Below are 17,400 nucleotides of genomic sequence, written 5' to 3'. Positions count from 1 at the left end.
CAGTACTTCTTGCTGGTCAGGATTTCCTGGGTATCAGAATTTCTTGCGGGTCGGCTGACTTCCAGATCACGCTTTCTTGCGAATCAGAGCCAAAAACATCGCGTCCGTCTGGTGGAGGTGGGGCCACAGCTGGGCTGTGAGCTCATGGCCAGCCTGGAGATTCCCCGTCAGGCTGACGGCATCCAGCGCGTCTCCTGCGTCCAGCAGCTCAAGGTCGTCGCGTTTACGCAGCGCATCGCTGACTACAGCTGTGGTTTCCGCAGGGTGCGGCGAGCACGTTACGTACGCAACCACGCCCCCGGGTTTCACGGCATCCAGTGCCGACCGCAGCAAGTCCCGCTGCAGCGGCCCGAGGTCCACCAGGTCCTTGGGTGTGCGGCGCCAACGGGACTCCGGCCGCCGGCGCAGGGCACCCAGCCCGGTACAGGGAACGTCCACCAGGACACGGTCAAAGCTTTCCGCCTGCTCCGCGCCCACTTCCCTGCCGTCTCCCGTGCGGACTTTCCACGTGTCCCGGGGAACGGCGGTCAGGGCCTGGCGTACGAGTTGCGCGCGGTGCGGGGCGGGTTCGTTGGCCAGCAGGGTGGCACCCCGCTGGTGGGCAAGCGCCCCGAGGAGCGCGGCTTTGCCGCCGGGTCCGGCACACAGATCAAGCCAGGCTTCGGCGTATTCTGCGCCGCCAGACTCTGAATCCCGCAGCCTTGCATCCCGCAGCCCTGAATCGCCCGGACCTGAATTACCCAGCCCTGGATCACCCAGCTCGATGGCGGCAAGGGCGCGGGCCACCAGCTGGGAACCGACGTCCTGTACGCGGGTGGTGCCTTGGCGGACCGAGGAAAGCCTGCCCAGGTCGCCTCCGCTGGACAGCGCCGAATCCTCGACCAGTTGGCCGGGAGAAGCGCCGTTCTCGAGGGCTTCATCGAGGGTGCCCAGTCCGGGCAGAGCCACCAGGTTGACCACCGGGGCGGCATTGTCTGCCTCGAGAAGATCGTCGATCTCCGAGACCGGCCGTCCATGGGCCACCAGGGACTGCCGGAACGCGCGCACGATCCACTCCGGGTGTGCGTGACGCACCGAGGCAACTTTGATTCCGTCCTGCTCGTCGCTGAGGAGCAGGTCAAGCCACTCCTCGAGGGTGTGGGCAGACACCTTCCGAAGCACGGCGTTGATCAGTGTGGATGGTCCGGCGCCGATGACCGCGCGCGCCAGTCCCACGGTCTGGTCCAGCGCGGCGTGAGCGGGAACGCGCATTGCCAGCAACTGGTGGGCACCGATGCGCAGGGCGTCAAGGATCGCCGGGTCCAGCTGCTCGAGCGGCCGGTCGACGCAACGGGACAGCACGGCGTCGTAGGTGCCCTGACCGCGCAGGGCACCGTAGCTCAGTTCGGTGGCGAAGCCGGCGTCGCGCTTGTCGAGCCCGTGGTGCCGGATTCTCGCCGGCAGCACGAGGTTGGCGTAGGCGTCCTCTGCTGCGACGGCACGCAGCACCTCGAAGGCAACCAGCCGGGCCGGGTCGGCGCGGCGCGTGCGCTGTGAGGGCGCGTTCTCAGTAAAGTTGCGCTGCGGGCCGCGGTTGCGTTCCCGGCCCTGCGCGTTGCGGCGGCTGGCACCTCCCCCGCCCCGGCGCTGATCGGGCCCTCCTGCCCCGGAACCGCGCTGGCCGCCGCGGCCCGAACCGCCCTGGCCTGAACCATCCTGACCTGAACCGCCCTGCCCCGCACCGCCGCGGCCGAAGCCGCTTCTGCCGGACTCGCTCATTCGAATACCACGCTTTCAAGGGAGGCTTGTCCGCGGGCCCAGTCGGCCGCAGACATCATTTTCTTACCGGCAGGCTGGACCCGCACCAGTTCCACGGGGTGCGAACCCGTTCCTACCAGGACACTTTTTCCGTCCATCGCCAATTGGCCCGGCGCCAGCGCGGACTGCCCAGGCCGCAGCAGCACGGGCTCGAGTTTTACCCGCTGTCCGTCCAGCATGGTCCAGGCTCCGGGTTCCGGGGTGACGCCCCGGGCCCGCCGGCCGATGGCGAGGGCGGGTTCAGACCAGTTAATCCGTCCGTCCTCGATGGTCAGCTTCGGCGCCAGGGAAACTGCGCCCTGCTGGGGCTGCGGGTACGCAGCTCCGGAGTCGATGGCGGACAGTGTCTGGGCGAGCAGCACGGATCCGCTGTGGGACAGCCGTTCCAGCAGCGTTCCGGCGGTGTCGTCGGGGCGGACTTGTTCGGTAAGGGTGCCGATGACGGGCCCGGTGTCGAGCCCTTCCTCCAGCTGGAAGGTCACCGCCCCGGTGATGTCGTCCCCGGCGATGACGGCGCGCTGCACGGGCGCCGCGCCGCGCCAGGCAGGCAACAACGAGAAGTGCAGGTTGATCCAGCCGTGGCGTGGAATGTCCAAGGCTGCCCGGGGCACCAGGCCCCCGTAGGCGACGATGGCGGCCACGTCGGGACGCACAGCTGCGATCCGGGCTGTAACCCCGGCGTCCACTTTCGCTGCGTGGATGATTTCGAGCCCGAGCTCGGCTGCACGGGCGGCGACAGGCGACGGCGTGAGAACGCGCTTGCGGCCTGTCGGCGCATCCGGTCTGGTGAGGACGGCTGCGACGTCAAACCCGGCGTCAATCAACGCGTCGAGTGACGGTACCGCTACCCCTGGCGTTCCTGCGAAAAGAACCCTCATCCGGCGGCGCCGAAGCTACCCGCGCCGGAGGCGCTAACCCCAGAGCTGCCAGGTCCGGAGCTACCCGGCCCGAAGCTGCCGCCCCCGAAACTGGAGCCGACAGTCTTGGCGCGCTTCGCCGTCGTGCTCTCCGTGATGGAGTCATAGTTGGCATTACGGATGGAGCGGAGCGCGGCCTTGCGGTCCTCTCCTTCCAGGCGGTCAGTGAAGAGAATCCCGTCAAGGTGGTCTGTCTCGTGCTGGAAACACCGCGCCAGCATGCCTTCCCCATCCACCGACACGGCGTTGCCGTTGACGTCCACTCCGGTAACCCGCGTGGTACGGAAGCGGCGGACCGGAAAGCCGAGCCCGGGGATGGAGAGGCAGCCTTCCACTTCGTCCGGCTGGTAGTCCTCGCTGTTTTCCAGGACAGGGTTGATGATGTGGCCTTCAACCCCGCCGATCCGATACGTGAAGACCCGGAGGCTGACGCCTACCTGCGGCGCTGCCAGGCCGGCGCCTTCCACGTCTTCCATCGTTTCGGTCATGTCGGCAACGAGCCTGGCCAGCTCTGGCCCGAAATCCGTGACAGGTTCGGCCACCGTGCGCAGCACGGGATCGCCGATGATACGGATATTCAGAATTGCCATCTGCAGTCATTTCCTCACGGTGGGCGTTAACGGATCCAGTCCAGTTTAGTTGCTGATCTCAGGCGTACACGGGCGGAGCCACCGGGAGCAGGGCCGGCCCGGCGCTGAGCGTGTCCGCCGACATTTCCCAGACGCGGCGGAGAGCGCAGAACTTCCACCAGTGGTGGCGCAGCACCTCCGGATTCGCGCGGACAGGGCGGACTTCCGTTTCCCCGATGGCGACTGCCAGCAGCACCGGGGACTCGCCGTGCTGCCACGGCTCCCAGTCCCCGGCCACGGGATCCACCAGACTCTCCTCTGCCTTCATGCCTGCAACGAGCTGCATTACCACCTTGTCATCCAGGGGCTTCACCTGGCCATCACGGGTGGTGCCCTTGGTCTTGTAGTCGATCAGACAGGTCCGCCCGTTGATTTTCGCCACCAAGTCGAGGGTTCCGGCGTATCCCACGGTTTGGTTCCAGACGGTGATTTCCGGCGCAAGGGGCTCCACCCGGAACAGTTCCCACCACTCATCGAAGCGGGCAGCGAAGGCTTCCTCGCCGTTGGCTGCCAGCGCCTCACGGGTTTCCTGCATCCGGTGGGGCCGGCCCAAAGCCCGCAGCGCCACCTGTTCGCAGTAGGTATGGACGCGGTCTCCGCGCTGGGCGGCCTCGTCACGGTAGGCCTCCGCCGCCTTGGCCGCACGGTTCACGGCCTGCCGGACTTTGGCAGGGCTGCCGAGGATCTCGGGCAGAGAGGGATCCTTAGCCAGGGTGCTTGCCCCCATGTAACCGAACCAGCCGTCCATGCCGTGTGGCTGCTGGCCTATCACTGTAGTGATGGAAGGAACTGAGAATTCCGCGGTGGTGGAACGGGCATACATCCGGCCGTATTCCGTCGCGTGGGCAAGGAGTGGAGCAGTCATGGCAGGACTCTTTCACAGGGGTCTGACAGTTTGAGGATAAGCCGGGAAACAGAAAAGCCCGTCCCGCGCAGGGAATTCCCTGTGCGGAACGGACTCTCATCGGTGGGCGATACTGGGTTCGAACCAGTGACCTCTTCGGTGTGAACGAAGCGCGCTACCACTGCGCCAATCGCCCCGACGCATTTGAATGCTAGCCCACTCTGGGGAGTTTAGGAAATCGAGGAAAGCAGTACCGAATCGGCAGGGTGGGCGGCACCAAAAGCAGGCGGACGGCGACCCCGAGCGCCAATGGAACTACACCCTTGTAATTCAGAAATTTCCCTAGAATTCAACCAACTGGAGGGGTTGCAGCCTTGGCAGCAGTGGCCGATTTGGAGAATCCCGGAACCTCCTATAGAGTTTTTACTCGTTGGAACGCGAGGAATTGCCAATCACGGCAAGGAATCACCACTCCAAAATGCGGACGTAGCTCAGCTGGTAGAGCACCACCTTGCCAAGGTGGATGTCGCGAGTTCGAATCTCGTCGTCCGCTCGCAGGACACTGTCACAGCAAGGTTCCCCGGAACTGACGCTTACACGGTGGGTTGGCCGAGAGGCGAGGCAGCGGCCTGCAAAGCCGTATACACGGGTTCGAATCCCGTACCCACCTCGGTGAAAACCATGGCTTCCGGTCATCCCGGATGCAATGGGCGATTGGCGCAGCGGTAGCGCGCTTCCCTGACACGGAAGAGGTCACTGGTTCGATCCCAGTATCGCCCACCAGAGCAAGGAAACTTGCTTGTTGTTGAACGTCGGGCCTGGCCGGCGTACTTCATGCGCGGACGTAGCTCAGCTGGTAGAGCACCACCTTGCCAAGGTGGATGTCGCGAGTTCGAATCTCGTCGTCCGCTCTTTTTATCCTCACGGATCCGAACCAAGGTTCAGCCGGCATTCCGGTTCCGGGCGATTGGCGCAGCGGTAGCGCGCTTCCCTGACACGGAAGAGGTCACTGGTTCGATCCCAGTATCGCCCACAAGATCACGGCACATCTGAATTGCATCAGCCTAAAAGTCCGCAGCTCCCCCCGGGAGCTGCTTTTTTGTGCATTCACACGGCTTGACAAGATTTGTAAACCAAGCCTTGGCAGCACAGCCGGCGAGGGTTAGGATCGAATGCGGAGGAGCGAACTGGCTCCGCGATTGAAGGGAGGTGCTCGTGGGATTAATTGGCGATCTAAAGGGCAAAGCTCAGGGTCTGATCCGCGGCAACGAGCAGGCCATCAAGGACGGCATCAATAAAGCGGGCGACTTTGTCGACTCGAAGACCGGCGGCAAGTACGCCGGCCACATAGATAAAGTCCAGAATGGCGCTTCCACCTTCGTTGAGAACGCAAACGGAAAGCCCGGGACGGCTCCGGCAGGCGATGCCGTGCCGCCAGCCGACAAGGCTCCGTAAGGCTCCGCAACCAGGATTTGCCCGGGGTGTAGCCCCCACACGTCAACCAGGGCGCCGGTCCCGCCGAGAGGCGGCACCGGCGCCCTTGGCATTTAACCTCTGTCAGAACGCAAGAAGGCGCGCTAAGGGCCCTACCCGTCGGCGACAAAATCTCGCCGGAGCCCAGAACCCTGACCCGACGGCGTCAGAAGCCAGTCAGGACGGCGTCAGAACCCTGAACCCGACGGCGTCAGAAGCCAGTCAGGACGGCTCGTGGTTCTGGCCCTCGCGGGCCAGGGCGGTCAGGCGCGAGACCGCCCGGAAGTACTTCTTCATGTAGCCACCGGTCATCATCTCTTCGGTGAACAGCTTGTCGAACGGAACGCCGCTGGCCAGGATCGGTACGTCCTTGTCGTACAGCCGGTCAGCCAGCACCACAAACCGCAGTGCAACGGCCTGCTCCGTGATGGTTTCCACGTCCCGCCACACCACACCGTCCACGCCGTCGATGAGCTTGCGGTAGCGGCTCGGGTGGACCCCGGCCAGGTGGGCGATGAGGGTCTGGAAATCGTCCTCGGCCACCGTCCGGCCATCGAACTCCGCCTTCATGTGGCTGTGGAGTTCACTGTTCCGCAGCGGAGCCGGCGCAGCAGGCAGCCCCCGGTGCCGGAAGTCCTCGCCGTCGATCCTGATCACGTCGAACTGATCGGCCAGAACCTGGATCTCCCGCTGGAAGTCGACGGCGGCGAACCGGCCGTCACCCAGGGAACCAGGCAACGTGTTGGAGGTGGCAGCCAGTTTGACCCCTGCGTCCGCGAGTTCCCGCATGAGGCGGGACATCAGCACGGTGTCGCCCGGATCGTCCAGCTCAAACTCGTCGATGCACACGAGCTTGTAGGAGCTCAGTGCGTCGACAGTTTTCCGGAAGGACAGCGCGCCCACCAGGTTTGTGTACTCCACAAACGTGCCGAACGCCTTGGGCCCGGGGGAAGCGTGCCACAGCGATGCCAGCAGGTGGGTCTTGCCGACGCCGAAACCGCCGTCGAGATAGATCCCGGCCCGGGAGTCCACCTTCTTGCCGAAAAGCTTCTTGAAGAGACCGCCGCCGTCGTTGGAGCCCACGTCGCCGGCGAACGATTCAAGCGCGTGCACTGCGGCGGCCTGGCTGGGCTGGGCTGGATCGGGGCGGTAGCTGGCGAAGGACACCTCCCCGAACCTGGGTGAGGGGTAAAAACCTTTGAGGAGCTCATCCACCGATACGGCCGGCGTGCGGGTGGCAAGCTTTTCAATCTGCACCGAGGGGGTCCGTTCTGCTGGTGATTTGTCCCCAGCAAGAATACCGGCAATGGCGAAGACCCCCGCATGCCCCTGCGCGCCGCCGCCCGCGCCGTGACTAAGCCCACATTTCGTCCTGTTAACGCAGGGAAGCTTTCGCATCGACCCGTGGCTAGTGTTGGAGCAGTGACGGGCCGTTCCCCGGGCCGTCTGACGTGACCCCTTCAGTGAAAGGCCATACGCATGTCCTACCCAGTTGAACAGAACGACAAGTTCGCCGCCTACGCCCATCCCGAACGGCTGGTCTCCACCGAGTGGCTCGCCGCGGCAATCAAAGACGGCGCCCTCGAGAACGGAAAGCTCGTGGTGGTGGAGTCCGATGAAGACGTGCTGCTCTACGAGACCGGACACATCCCCGGCGCCGTGAAGATCGACTGGCACACGGACCTGAACGACGAAGTCACCCGCGACTACGTCGAGGGTAAGGCTTTCGCGGCCCTGGCCGCCGCAAAAGGCATTTCACGCGACAGCACCGTGGTCATCTACGGTGACAAGTCCAACTGGTGGGCCGCCTACGCACTCTGGGTGTTTACCCTCTTTGGCCACGACGACGTCCGGCTGCTCGACGGCGGCCGCGACAAGTGGATTGCCGAAGGACGCGAACTGACCACGGACACTCCCTCCCCCGCCCTCGGCAACTACCCCGTCGTCGAACGCAACGACGCGCCCATCCGCGCCTTCAAGGAAGACGTCCTGGCCCACCTCGGCAAGCCGCTGATCGACGTCCGGTCCCCCGAGGAATACACCGGACAGCGGACCCACATGCCTGCCTACCCCGAGGAAGGCGCCCTCCGCGGCGGCCACATCCCCACCGCGGCATCCATTCCGTGGGCCCGCGCTGCGGCAGAGGACGGCACCTACCGCACACGCCCCGAGCTCGAGGCGCTCTACCTGGGTGAAGCCGGACTGACAGAAGGCGACGACGTGGTGGCCTACTGCCGCATCGGCGAGCGTTCCAGCCACACCTGGTTCGCCCTCAAGTACCTCCTCGGGTTTGAGACTGTCCGCAACTATGACGGCTCCTGGACTGAATGGGGCAACGCCGTCCGCGTGCCGATCGTCAAGGGTGCCGAACGCGGTTCCCTGCCGGCGCTGGCAGCACGGTAAGCACTGGCAGTACGGTAAGCACCGGCAGTACGGTAAGCAATCCGTAAGAAACCGGCCGGACCGGGACAAACTGCGTAAGCTTGAAGTGATGAGTACTCAAGCACTTCCCACCGCGCTGGCGGAGATTGTCGATGACTTCCAGGCATTGAGCGAGCCGGAAAGGCTCCAGCTGCTGCTGGAGTTCTCGCGCGGCCTGCCGGATCTGCCGGAGCGGCTCCAGAACCACCCGGAACTGCTGGAACAGGTTGTTGAGTGCCAGTCGCCGTTGTTCCTCACCATCGAAACGGAGAAGAACGACGGCGGCTCGCCCGCCTTCCGCCTGTTCTTCAAAGCACCCCCGGAGGCCCCCACAACCCGCGGGTTCGCGGGTGTGCTGCATGAAGGGCTGGACGGCCTCACGGCCGAGGAGATTCTCGCCGTGCCGGATGACATGCCCGAGCTGCTCGGCCTGACCCGGGCCATCACGCCGCTGCGGATGCGCGGCATGACGGCAATGCTGGGGCGCATCAAGCGCAAGGTGGCGGCTGCAGCCCGTTTCCAGAATTAAGGGATTTCCGGACCGGGATTCGAATGGCGCGCAAAAACACGTCCCAGGGAACGCCTGCCACAGCCGCATTGGCTGCGGCAGGCGTTTCCTTTACCCTGCACCCCTATAACCACGACCCCTCCGCAGCGAGCTACGGGCTGGAGGCTGCCGAGGTTCTGGGCATCGACCCCGCCAGGGTCTTCAAGACGCTCATGGTGGAGATCGACGGCCGGCTCGCGGTCGGCGTCGTTCCTGTCAGCGGAAGCCTCGACCTGAAGGCAATTGCTGCGGCCCTGGGGAGCAAGAAGGCAGCCATGGCAAACCCCGCGGCTGCCGAACGGCGAACGGGATATGTGCTCGGCGGCATCTCGCCGCTGGGGCAGCGGCTGCCCTCCCCCACCGTCATTGACGACAGCGCCCTCGGACAGGACACCATACTGGTCTCCGGAGGCCGGCGGGGCCTCGACATCGAGGTTGCGCCCGGAGACCTTGTTCTCCTCACGAAGGCCATCACCGCGCCGATCAGTTCAGTCAGTCCCCGCTAAGAACCGTCCCCTGCCCCGGATTAACACGCGGGGCCAGCTGCCTCTGCAGCCACGCCTTGACGAGGCTCTCCCAGCGGTCAGGATCAGCGTTCCATTCCTTGGTGTGCCGCGCCTTTTCGAATGCCTCGAAGGTGACCATTTCAGGATTCTTTTCCGCAAGGAGCGCCGAAGGGCGGTAGGGGACATACTCATCATCCACGCTGTGAATGATCAAGGTAGGCGTCCGCAGTTCGACAGCGCGGGACACCCAGTCCATGGATTTCAGGTCCACCGGCGCCGCGAGGCCGGTCAGCCGGCGCCCCAGGCGGTGGCCCATCATCAGCTGGCCATAACGCCCAACGGCCGAAGGGATCCGGTTCAGCTCGGCGTGGTGCGCCAGGACGTTGACCCAGTCGATAACCGGCGCGTCGAGGACCATGGCACGGATGACGTTACGGTACCCGGAGAGATCCGCTGTCTGCAGGCAGATGGCGCCGCCCATGGACCAGCCGAACAGCACAACCTCCCTGGCACCATGAGCGAGGGCGTACGCGATCGCAGCCTCGACGTCACGCCACTCCGTTGAGCCCAGGCCGTACCTGCCATCGGGCGCCGACGGCGCGAGTCCGTCGTTGCGGTAGGAGATAAGGAGCGCGGGCAGTCCGAGCTCGTGCACCGGCCTGGCCGCGCGAAGGCTCTCCTGCCGGGTGGCACCACGGCCGTGTACCAGGACGGCCCAGGTTTCGGCGTCGGGCTCGCCGGGTATCAGCCAGGCAGGAGCGGCTCCGCCCTCGACCTCGATGGCGATCTCCTCTGAGGCGAGTCCGACCGCGGAAGGATCGGGATAGACCGCGCCGCCCCACCAGCCGCGCCGGGCAGTTTCCAGGTTCCCCTGGTAGACGGCGTCCACGTAGCGCAGGACGGTACGCTCCGCCGGGGAATATGAAATGATCCTGCCAATGCGGGCATGGCCTTTGCCGCCGTCAAAAAAGAGACTGTACGTGCCGTCCTGGGTCGTTTCCGGCGTCGCTGCAAGGATGACCTGCAGGCCGCTGCTTTGCCTGATGACGGCCAGTACTTCCTGGTCGGCCACCCGCACACGGGCGGGGGTGAGGACCCGGCGCGCAAAGTACAGCGCAAGGGCAGATGATCCTGCCCCCAGCAGTGCCGCAGCGGCGCCTCCGGCGACAATGCCGCCGAGCGTCCACTTGGCCCGCAGGCTCATCGCACCGTTTTGCTGTGCCGTGACAACCTGCTGACCGGTGCCTGCCTGCTGACCCGCGCCATTCTGTTGACCCGTGCCTGCGAGGAGCTCCTGTCCCAAGCGTGCGCCGGCGCGGGAAACCGCGTGGCGCAGCAACTCTGTACCGGGCTGGAAGGAAGAATCCATTCCTCCATTCTTACCGGAGTCAGCGTCCAAGGCACATCGGGCTCAACATACATACAGGCGCGGTGCCGCCGGGCTAGGCTGATGGCATGAGCGATCCCATCGTCATTCTCACAGAAGAGCCGCTTGGTGCGGACGACCGCGTCAACATCGAACGCCTGGTGAACGGGGGTGACACGCCCTTGGTCGTGGTGGTCCCGGCCAACACTGAGCGACATCTGCTTGTCGACTTCCTCGAGAACCTCTCGATGCTGGACATCGCCAAAGCCTTCCGGGAACTGACCTCCCATGCACCGGACCCGGAAACACAGCGTGCTGCGGCCGCTGAAACCCTGTCAGCTTCGCTCCTCGCCCTCGAGGGGCTCGGCGGCGGGGTTACAGGTGAAGTGGTGGACGGCGGTGCGGTGAACGGCCTCGTGGCGAAGGTGAAGGAGCTCGGCGCCTCACAGGCAGTCGTCATCACTCGTCCGCACGCGGTGGCCGACACTTTCCACACCGACTGGGCCAACAAGGCCCAGGACCGGCTGGGCCTTCCCGTGCTGCACCTGTATGCCGGCTCGGGATTTATCGGCGACTCGTAAGCGTTGAAGAGGCTATGAGCACACCAGAAAAAGCAGAAAACGCCACACAGGTTGTCCGGAGCGAAGACGAATGGCGCCGGGAACTTACCCCTGAGGAATTCCACGTGCTGCGCCAGGCAGGCACCGAGCGTCCCTATACGGGTGAGTACTGGGATACGCACACAGCCGGCGTGTACCAGTGCAGGGCATGCGGCACCGAACTCTTTACAAGCAGTGAGAAGTTCGATTCGCATTGCGGCTGGCCGTCGTTCTGGGCACCTCTCGCCGAGGGGCGGGTGCGCTACATCCACGACCGCACCCTCGGCATGGACCGCATCGAGGTGCGATGCTCAGCCTGCGATTCCCACCTGGGCCACGTCTTTGAAGGGGAAGGCTACGGAACGCCGACTGACCAGCGCTACTGCATCAACTCCGTTTCCCTGAAGCTGGTTCCGGCAGCCGATGCGGAGAGCAGCGCGGCGCCGTCCGGTTCCTGAAGCCCGGCCCCTGAGGCTGCCTCCCGCTATATCTGGGCAGCCTCGGGCGGCTTCCGAGCAAAACAGTTTCTTACTCTCGGCTCGATTTTGCATTAGCGACTCTGGCTGCTTGTTACGCTCGCCGTAGAAGCTCAGGCAACCAGAAAGGCGACGCCAACGATGACGATCACAGCTATCAACGCCCCCGTAAGGGTCACGGCAAACCACCCGGAGTGGCAGCGGCTCAAGACGGCCGCGACGGCCCTGCGCGGCCTGCAAATCCAGGACGGCTCGGTACCGGATCCGGCGGACCACGCAACTGCCCGCGATCACGTGCTCGCCATCATCGACGCGGTGGAGGCGCTGGCCCCCTCGTTCCCGCACAATGCCCGCTACCTGGAACTCCTCGGCAGCGACTTCGCCAGGTGGATGGAGTCCGGCTTTGGGATCCCGGACTTCCTGGACTCCCTTCTGGCGTTCCAGCCCCAGCAGCACCGCGAAAACGGGCTCCAGCACCTCGTGGTCTTCCCGATGTACACCCAGAACGGAAGCACCAGCCGCCTGGTTGAGGCCGTGCTGATCGACGTGGTCTGGCCCGAATTCATCGCCGGGCTCGAAGAGGGCGACTACTCCAACAAGCTGTTCGTGCCCATCCGCTTCCTCGACTTCACCCCGGGGTACGACACAAACTCGGCCGTGCTCTTCCCGGAAACGGTCGCCGTCCGCGAGACCCCCATATTCACCTGGGGCGCCATCTTCGCAGACCGTGAGGCCGCCCGGTTCCGGCGCGTCCTTGCCGCCGCCGCCGAGATCACCTCCCTCGAATTGCCGGCAGCGGCCGCCCAGTTCCTCGAGGACCAGAGACTCACCGAGGAAACCTTTGTAATGTGGGACCTGATCCACGACCGGACCCACATGCGCGGCGACCTGCCCTTCGACCCGTTCATGATCAAGCAGCGCATGCCGTTCTTCCTGTACTCGCTTGAGGAACTGCGGTGCGATCTCACGGCCTTCCGCGAATCGGTGAGGATCGAAAAGGACGAAAACGCCTCCCCGGAGGCGCGCCGGCACGCAAAGCTCGTCCAGTACGCCGTCATCTTCGACCGCATCTTCCGTTTCGCCATCACCGGCAGCCGGGTGCGTAACTACGACGGCCTGGGCGGCCAGCTTCTCTTTGCCTGGCTGCACCAGCACCGGGTGCTGCACTGGACCGACAGCCGCCTCAGCATCGACTGGGACGAAGTCGCCGCCGTCGTCATCGAACTCGGCGCCCGCATCGAAGAGCTGTACTGGCGATCGATCGACCGGCCCAAGACCGCGCACTGGCTGGCCGCCTATGAGCTCATCTCCGGAACGCTCACGCCGAACCCCGCGTCCGTATGGGCCAAGGGTCCCGGCGCCCTCCCCCTCGACGGGCCGCCGCGGGGGCTCACCGACCAGGTGCTGGACGACGAGTTCCCGCTCTCCATGTTCTACGAGGCGCTGGAGAAGAAGATGCGGCCCGTGATTGAGTCCACAGCCGGCATCACGGGAGCGACGGACCCGGCCAACCCCGGTCCCGCGACCACGAGGATGACTGCCCCATGAGTGAGGGCAGCACAGTGGGTGAGGGCAGCACAGCGGGCGAGGGCAGCATCAAGGTGCTGGTCGCCGGGGGCAGCAGCGCGTCGGGCATCGCCGTAGCGCGCGCCCTCGCCCGGGCCGGCTGCACTGTTTACACAGTGGGCTCGGATCCGGACCGAATCGCGGCCGCTGCGGCAGCGGCAGGCCCGGAGGTCCAGCCGCTTACCTGCGATCTGGCCAGCCTCCCTGCCGTCCGGCGGCTTCACGAAGAGCTCTCCCGCATGGCCGGCGGGATCGACGGCGTGATCCACCTGGTCGGAGGCTGGCGGGGAGCGCAGGGCATTGCCGACCAGAGCGACGAAGACTGGAATTTCGTCGAAAGCAGTTCCGTCACAACCCTTCGGAATATCACCCGTGTGTTCTACGCCGACCTGGCTGCTTCCCCTAACGGCCGGTTTGCCATGGTGTCGTCGACGGTGGTAACCGCACCGTCCGCTGCCGCCGCCAGCTACGTAGCGGCCAAGGCAGCTGCGGAAACCTGGACCATGGCTGTGGCGGACGGCTTCCGGCGGGAAGCGGCGGACGCAGCCGAACAGCATAGTGGACTCGAACAGCGCAGTGGCCCCGAACAGCACAGTGCCCCCGAAGAGCACAGTGCCGCCGTCGTCCTCGTGGTCAAAGCGCTCGTGGACGGCGCCATGCGGAGCCGCCACCCCGAACGCACCTTTCCCGGCTACACCGACGTCGAAGACCTGGCGGCCGCCGTCGTCGGGCTTTTCCAAAAGCCGGCCGCTGAACTGAACGGGCAGCGGATCCTGCTCACCCGGTGACCGCGGGCGTGCCCGGCCGGAAATCCCTAGACTGAAAGTGTGACCAAAGCGATGACAACCAGTGTTGAGACGGCCAGTTTTGAAACGGCCAATGTTGAGGCGGCCGGCACCGGCGCCGTGTCCCGGCTCCATGACCCGTCCGTCCGGGGTTTCGCCTCGGACAACTACTCCGGCGTGCACCCCGAAGTGCTGGCCGCCCTGGCGGCCGCCAATGAGGGCCACCAGGTGTCCTACGGCGAGGACGACTACACCGCCCGGCTGCAGGAACTGATGGAGCAGCACTTCGGCGAGGGCATCCAGTGCTTTCCCGTCTTCAACGGCACCGGCGCCAACGTGCTGTCGCTGCAGTCCCTGCTCCCGCGCTGGGGCGCGGTGGTCTGCGCGTCGACGGCGCACATCAATATGGATGAAAACGGCGCGCCGGAGCGCATTGGCGGCATCAAGCTGCTGCAGGTGCAAACCACCGACGGCAAGCTCACTCCCGAACTGATTGACCGCGAGGCCTGGGGCTGGGGGGACGAGCACCGCGCCCAGCCCCTTGCCGTTTCCATTACCCAGACCACGGAACTCGGCACGTGCTACACGCCGGAAGAAGTGCGCGCGATTGCCGAGCATGTCCATGCCAAAGGCATGAAACTGCACATGGACGGCGCCCGGCTCGCGAACGCAGCCGCACACCTCGGCGTTCCGTTGCGGGCGTTCACGCGCGACGCCGGCGTGGACATTCTGTCCTTCGGCGGCACCAAGAACGGGCTGCTGTTTGGTGAAGTGGTGGTGGCGCTGAATCCGGAGGCCGCCCACGGCCTCCTGTTCCTGCGCAAGATGAACATGCAACTGGCGTCGAAGATGCGCTTCATGTCTGCCCAGTTCATCGCGCTGCTGGAGGGTGACCTGTGGCTGCGCTCGGCTGCGCATGCCAACGCCATGGCTGCCAGGCTGCGGCAGGCGGTGGACGGGATCGACGGCGTGGTCCCCACACAGAAAACGGAATCAAACGGCGTCTTTGCCATCCTGCCCCGGGAAGTTGGTGACAGGCTCCGGAAGTCCTTCCGCTTTTATGACTGGAACGAAGCGCTCGGCGAGGTCCGCTGGATGTGCTCCTTCGATACCAGCGAGGAAGATGTGGATGCCTTTGTTGAGGCCATCCGCCTGGAGATGTCCACCTACACGGCTTCTCATCCGCCCACTGAGGCGAGCAGGGAATGACTATGAGCGATCACGCTGCCGCGCGGCGTGCCTGCCGGGCGGAGCGACCACTGTTGCGTACCCTGCGATTGTGAACGCACTTGCCCAGGTTCCCGCGGACTTTCTTTACGCGTTGGGAACACTCCGGAAAGCACGATGCCGCGGCGAACTGCGCCTGGACGAGATCCCGGCTCCCTCCCGGCTCGCGCCGTTCGCCGTAGCCCTCGGCGCGGAGGTCATTGCCCCCGCAACCCGGAGCGGCGAACCCTTTGCAGCGCACGGCCCGGCGGCGGTGGCCCTGGCCCGCTCATCCGCGGCCAGCGATGACGACGGCGATGAACTCGCCACCGGCAGGTTCATCCTGCTTCATGATCCCGATGGGTCGGCTGTCTGGGACGGTGAATTCAGGATCGTGACGTATATCCGGGCCCAGCTTGATGCCGAGATGGGCAACGACGAACTGCTCGGTTCTGTGGCCTGGACCTGGCTCGTGGAAGCACTTGAGACGCACCATGCCCCCTACCGCGCAGCCGGAGGAACCGCCACCCGCGTGCTTTCGGAGAGCTTCGGCACACTGTCCGACAGGCCCGGCTCGATCGACATTGAACTCCGCGCTTCATGGACCCCGGCAGGCTCAGACGTGCAGGCGCATCTGGAGGCCTGGTCCGACATGGTGTGCACGTTCGCAGGGCTGCCGCCGCTGCCTGACGGCGTCTCCGCACTGCCCCGCAGGCGCAGGAACTAGCCCTTGTGGGGAGAGTCGACTCAGGCCGGCATGGTGCTGCCGGTAAACTAGGGGCATCATGACCCCGCAAAATCCGGAAAACACCACAGCCGGCGCTCCGGCTGCTGAAACCGCACCCCACATATCCGTAGAGGGCTTTGACAGCCGCGTCCCCGTCGTCATCGACCTCGACTCCCCCCGCGAGGGCGTGCCCCTGGTTATTGAAACCCGGTCCGGGCTGGAGCGCTGCGCGGCGGCCATCGCCGCCGGAACGGGCCCGGCCGGAGTGGACGCGGAGCGGGCCTCGGGTTTCCGGTACGGCCAGCGGGCTTTCCTGGTGCAGATCCGGCGGGAGGGCTCGGGCACGTGGCTCATCGATCCGGAGCCATTTGAGGACCTTAAGATCATCAACGACGCCCTGCAGGGTGTCGAATGGATCCTGCATGCGGCCAGCCAGGATCTCCCCTGCCTCTCCGAGCTCGGCATGTGGCCGGACAAACTTTTCGACACGGAACTGGCTGCGCGCCTGGCCGGGCTTCCGCGGGTCGGGCTCGCCGCTGTGATCGAGCAGCTCCTGGGCTTTGGTCTGGCGAAGGAGCATTCAGCTGCCGACTGGTCCACCCGGCCGCTGCCCGAACCCTGGCTCCGCTACGCCGCCCTCGACGTCGAAGTCCTCACCGAACTGCGCGAGGAACTCATTGAGCTGCTCGAAGCGGACGGCAAACTCGAATTCGCCGAACAGGAATTCGCCGCCATCCTCGCGGCAGGCCTGGCGCCGCCCCGGATCGACCCCTGGCGGAAAACCTCGGGGCTCCACCAGATCCGCGACCGCCGCCAGCTGGCGGCGGTCCGCGAGATGTGGCTGGAACGCGACGCCCTCGCGCAGAAGCGCGACGTAGCCCCCGGCCGGCTCATTCCTGACTCCGCCCTGGTGGCCGCCGCGAAGGCGATGCCAACGACCGTGCCGCAACTTCTGGGCACCAAGGGCTTCCATGGGCGGGCAGCCCAGCGCGAGGCCCCCCGCTGGCTCCGGTGCATTGCTGCTGCGAGGGCACTCGAAGACCTCCCGCCGCTGCACCTGCCCACCAATGCGCCTCCGCCGCCCCGCGTGTGGGCGGACCGGGACCTGCCCGCCGCGGAAAGGCTTTCCACTGCACGCCCCCTGCTGCAGGAGAAGGCCGAGGAGCTGAACCTGCCCCTTGAGAACCTCCTGACGCCCGATTACCTGCGCCGGATTGCCTGGCGTCCGCCGGCAGACATCAATGAACTGTCCGTGGCCGAGGAGCTTCGCGGGCTGGGTGCAAGACCATGGCAGGTGGAGATCGTGGCGCCATTGATCACTGAAGCGTTCCTCAATCCCCAGCCTCTGCCGCCAAAGGAATCCAAGGAGCCGAACGCCTGACCGTCCTCCTTGCAGGCTGACCTTCCACCCTGCACCGACCGTGGTTGCAGGGTAAGTTACTGGCGAGTAACGTTGTGCTCACTGACGCCCGGCGCCCTGTTCATCTGGACAGGACCGGCACCAAATGTCTCAATGAGGAGCAGCACGTGAGCCAGCCAGC

The 17,400-nt window shown here is 65.4% G+C and carries 17 protein-coding genes and 6 tRNA genes; 16 read left to right on the top strand and 7 right to left on the bottom strand.

The features are described from left to right. Window positions 1-66: 66 nt before the first annotated feature. The 5 genes from ACIP9X_RS20115 to ACIP9X_RS20095 form a co-directional block, all read right to left on the bottom strand. Window positions 67-1,758: an RsmB/NOP family class I SAM-dependent RNA methyltransferase gene (locus tag ACIP9X_RS20115; protein WP_400481522.1), complete on the bottom strand. Its 1,692-nt coding sequence runs from the start codon at window positions 1,756-1,758 to the stop codon at window positions 67-69. Further along, entirely contained in the window at window positions 1,755-2,675 is a 921-nt protein-coding gene (gene fmt / locus ACIP9X_RS20110; protein ID WP_400481521.1) for a methionyl-tRNA formyltransferase, read from the bottom strand. Before fmt ends, ACIP9X_RS20115 begins: the two co-directional genes overlap by 4 nt. Then, window positions 2,672-3,304 (bottom strand): peptide deformylase, encoded by a 633-nt coding sequence (gene def, locus ACIP9X_RS20105; RefSeq protein ID WP_400481520.1) that lies wholly within the window; start codon window positions 3,302-3,304, stop codon window positions 2,672-2,674. The genes fmt and def overlap by 4 nt, the downstream gene beginning before the upstream one ends. Window positions 3,305-3,362: 58 nt before the next feature. Then, entirely contained in the window at window positions 3,363-4,208 is an 846-nt protein-coding gene (locus ACIP9X_RS20100) for a cytochrome (protein WP_400481519.1), read from the bottom strand. A gap of 103 nt (window positions 4,209-4,311) precedes the next feature. Next, window positions 4,312-4,383 (bottom strand) — tRNA-Val (locus ACIP9X_RS20095). A gap of 284 nt (window positions 4,384-4,667) precedes the next feature. On the opposite strand from ACIP9X_RS20095, the gene ACIP9X_RS20090 reads away from it, so the two are divergent. The 6 genes from ACIP9X_RS20090 to ACIP9X_RS20065 all read left to right on the top strand — a co-directional run bounded on the left by ACIP9X_RS20090 (window position 4,668) and on the right by ACIP9X_RS20065 (window position 5,642). Beyond that, window positions 4,668-4,740: transfer RNA gene (locus ACIP9X_RS20090), tRNA-Gly, on the top strand. A 46-nt stretch (window positions 4,741-4,786) separates the two neighbouring features. Beyond that, window positions 4,787-4,857, top strand: a tRNA-Cys gene (locus tag ACIP9X_RS20085). Between the two features lie 38 nt (window positions 4,858-4,895). Then, window positions 4,896-4,970: transfer RNA gene (locus ACIP9X_RS20080), tRNA-Val, on the top strand. A 55-nt stretch (window positions 4,971-5,025) separates the two neighbouring features. Then, window positions 5,026-5,098 (top strand) — tRNA-Gly (locus tag ACIP9X_RS20075). A gap of 50 nt (window positions 5,099-5,148) precedes the next feature. Continuing rightward, window positions 5,149-5,220, top strand: a tRNA-Val gene (locus tag ACIP9X_RS20070). A 176-nt stretch (window positions 5,221-5,396) separates the two neighbouring features. Continuing rightward, complete coding sequence (locus ACIP9X_RS20065; RefSeq protein WP_400481518.1) at window positions 5,397-5,642, top strand: antitoxin; 246 nt, start codon at window positions 5,397-5,399, stop codon at window positions 5,640-5,642. A 240-nt stretch (window positions 5,643-5,882) separates the two neighbouring features. Here ACIP9X_RS20065 and zapE read toward each other — a convergent pair whose 3' ends face one another. Then, complete coding sequence (gene zapE / locus ACIP9X_RS20060) at window positions 5,883-6,917, bottom strand: cell division protein ZapE (protein ID WP_400481517.1); 1,035 nt, start codon at window positions 6,915-6,917, stop codon at window positions 5,883-5,885. Between the two features lie 222 nt (window positions 6,918-7,139). Here zapE and ACIP9X_RS20055 point away from each other — a divergent pair, with 222 nt between their 5' ends. The 3 genes from ACIP9X_RS20055 (at window position 7,140) to ybaK (ending at window position 9,134) form a co-directional block, all read left to right on the top strand. Continuing rightward, window positions 7,140-8,063, top strand: coding sequence for a sulfurtransferase (locus ACIP9X_RS20055; protein ID WP_400481516.1), 924 nt, complete (start codon window positions 7,140-7,142; stop codon window positions 8,061-8,063). An 88-nt stretch (window positions 8,064-8,151) separates the two neighbouring features. After that, on the top strand, window positions 8,152-8,610 hold the full coding sequence (locus ACIP9X_RS20050) for a SufE family protein (RefSeq protein ID WP_400481515.1): 459 nt from the start codon (window positions 8,152-8,154) through the stop codon (window positions 8,608-8,610). Between the two features lie 23 nt (window positions 8,611-8,633). Further along, a complete protein-coding gene (gene ybaK / locus ACIP9X_RS20045; RefSeq protein WP_400481514.1) occupies window positions 8,634-9,134 on the top strand; it encodes a Cys-tRNA(Pro) deacylase in 501 nt (166 codons plus the stop codon). On the opposite strand, the gene ACIP9X_RS20040 is transcribed toward ybaK, so the two are convergent. Then, a complete protein-coding gene (locus tag ACIP9X_RS20040) occupies window positions 9,121-10,338 on the bottom strand; it encodes an alpha/beta hydrolase family protein (RefSeq protein ID WP_400481556.1) in 1,218 nt (405 codons plus the stop codon). The two genes, ybaK and ACIP9X_RS20040, sit on opposite strands and share 14 nt — an antisense overlap. Window positions 10,339-10,589: 251 nt before the next feature. Between ACIP9X_RS20040 and ACIP9X_RS20035 the strand changes: the two genes are divergently transcribed. The 7 genes from ACIP9X_RS20035 to ACIP9X_RS20005 all read left to right on the top strand — a co-directional run bounded on the left by ACIP9X_RS20035 (window position 10,590) and on the right by ACIP9X_RS20005 (window position 17,240). Next, complete coding sequence (locus tag ACIP9X_RS20035; RefSeq protein ID WP_400481513.1) at window positions 10,590-11,081, top strand: hypothetical protein; 492 nt, start codon at window positions 10,590-10,592, stop codon at window positions 11,079-11,081. A gap of 14 nt (window positions 11,082-11,095) precedes the next feature. Then, complete coding sequence (gene msrB, locus ACIP9X_RS20030; RefSeq protein WP_400481512.1) at window positions 11,096-11,557, top strand: peptide-methionine (R)-S-oxide reductase MsrB; 462 nt, start codon at window positions 11,096-11,098, stop codon at window positions 11,555-11,557. Window positions 11,558-11,716: 159 nt separating this feature from the next. Then, complete coding sequence (locus ACIP9X_RS20025; RefSeq protein WP_400481511.1) at window positions 11,717-13,123, top strand: DUF6421 family protein; 1,407 nt, start codon at window positions 11,717-11,719, stop codon at window positions 13,121-13,123. Then, window positions 13,120-13,929: an SDR family NAD(P)-dependent oxidoreductase gene (locus ACIP9X_RS20020; RefSeq protein ID WP_400481510.1), complete on the top strand. Its 810-nt coding sequence runs from the start codon at window positions 13,120-13,122 to the stop codon at window positions 13,927-13,929. Before ACIP9X_RS20025 ends, ACIP9X_RS20020 begins: the two co-directional genes overlap by 4 nt. A gap of 39 nt (window positions 13,930-13,968) precedes the next feature. After that, window positions 13,969-15,135, top strand: coding sequence for a threonine aldolase family protein (locus tag ACIP9X_RS20015; protein ID WP_400481509.1), 1,167 nt, complete (start codon window positions 13,969-13,971; stop codon window positions 15,133-15,135). 67 nt (window positions 15,136-15,202) lie between these two features. Next, on the top strand, window positions 15,203-15,859 hold the full coding sequence (locus ACIP9X_RS20010; RefSeq protein WP_400481555.1) for a DUF3000 domain-containing protein: 657 nt from the start codon (window positions 15,203-15,205) through the stop codon (window positions 15,857-15,859). Window positions 15,860-15,917: 58 nt separating this feature from the next. After that, a complete protein-coding gene (locus ACIP9X_RS20005) occupies window positions 15,918-17,240 on the top strand; it encodes an HRDC domain-containing protein (RefSeq protein WP_400481508.1) in 1,323 nt (440 codons plus the stop codon). The last annotated feature ends 160 nt before the right edge of the window (window positions 17,241-17,400 follow it).

This window comes from Arthrobacter sp. NPDC093125 (assembly GCF_044754225.1).
Taxonomy (GTDB): Bacteria; Actinomycetota; Actinomycetes; order Actinomycetales; family Micrococcaceae; genus Arthrobacter.
The sequence above is the reverse complement of the archived record's forward strand: the minus strand, read 5'-3'. Positions and strand labels throughout refer to the sequence as shown.

Coding starts and splice junctions, on each gene's coding strand:
- ACIP9X_RS20055 (WP_400481516.1), top strand. CDS start 7,140: ATGTCCTACCCAGTTGAACAGAACGACAAGTTCGCCGCCTACGCCCAT.
- ACIP9X_RS20100 (WP_400481519.1), bottom strand. CDS start 4,208: ATGACTGCTCCACTCCTTGCCCACGCGACGGAATACGGCCGGATGTAT.
- msrB (WP_400481512.1), top strand. CDS start 11,096: ATGAGCACACCAGAAAAAGCAGAAAACGCCACACAGGTTGTCCGGAGC.
- fmt (WP_400481521.1), bottom strand. CDS start 2,675: ATGAGGGTTCTTTTCGCAGGAACGCCAGGGGTAGCGGTACCGTCACTC.
- ACIP9X_RS20025 (WP_400481511.1), top strand. CDS start 11,717: ATGACGATCACAGCTATCAACGCCCCCGTAAGGGTCACGGCAAACCAC.
- ACIP9X_RS20050 (WP_400481515.1), top strand. CDS start 8,152: ATGAGTACTCAAGCACTTCCCACCGCGCTGGCGGAGATTGTCGATGAC.
- ACIP9X_RS20115 (WP_400481522.1), bottom strand. CDS start 1,758: ATGAGCGAGTCCGGCAGAAGCGGCTTCGGCCGCGGCGGTGCGGGGCAG.
- ACIP9X_RS20035 (WP_400481513.1), top strand. CDS start 10,590: ATGAGCGATCCCATCGTCATTCTCACAGAAGAGCCGCTTGGTGCGGAC.
- ACIP9X_RS20005 (WP_400481508.1), top strand. CDS start 15,918: ATGACCCCGCAAAATCCGGAAAACACCACAGCCGGCGCTCCGGCTGCT.
- ACIP9X_RS20020 (WP_400481510.1), top strand. CDS start 13,120: ATGAGTGAGGGCAGCACAGTGGGTGAGGGCAGCACAGCGGGCGAGGGC.
- def (WP_400481520.1), bottom strand. CDS start 3,304: ATGGCAATTCTGAATATCCGTATCATCGGCGATCCCGTGCTGCGCACG.
- ybaK (WP_400481514.1), top strand. CDS start 8,634: ATGGCGCGCAAAAACACGTCCCAGGGAACGCCTGCCACAGCCGCATTG.
- ACIP9X_RS20040 (WP_400481556.1), bottom strand. CDS start 10,338: ATGAGCCTGCGGGCCAAGTGGACGCTCGGCGGCATTGTCGCCGGAGGC.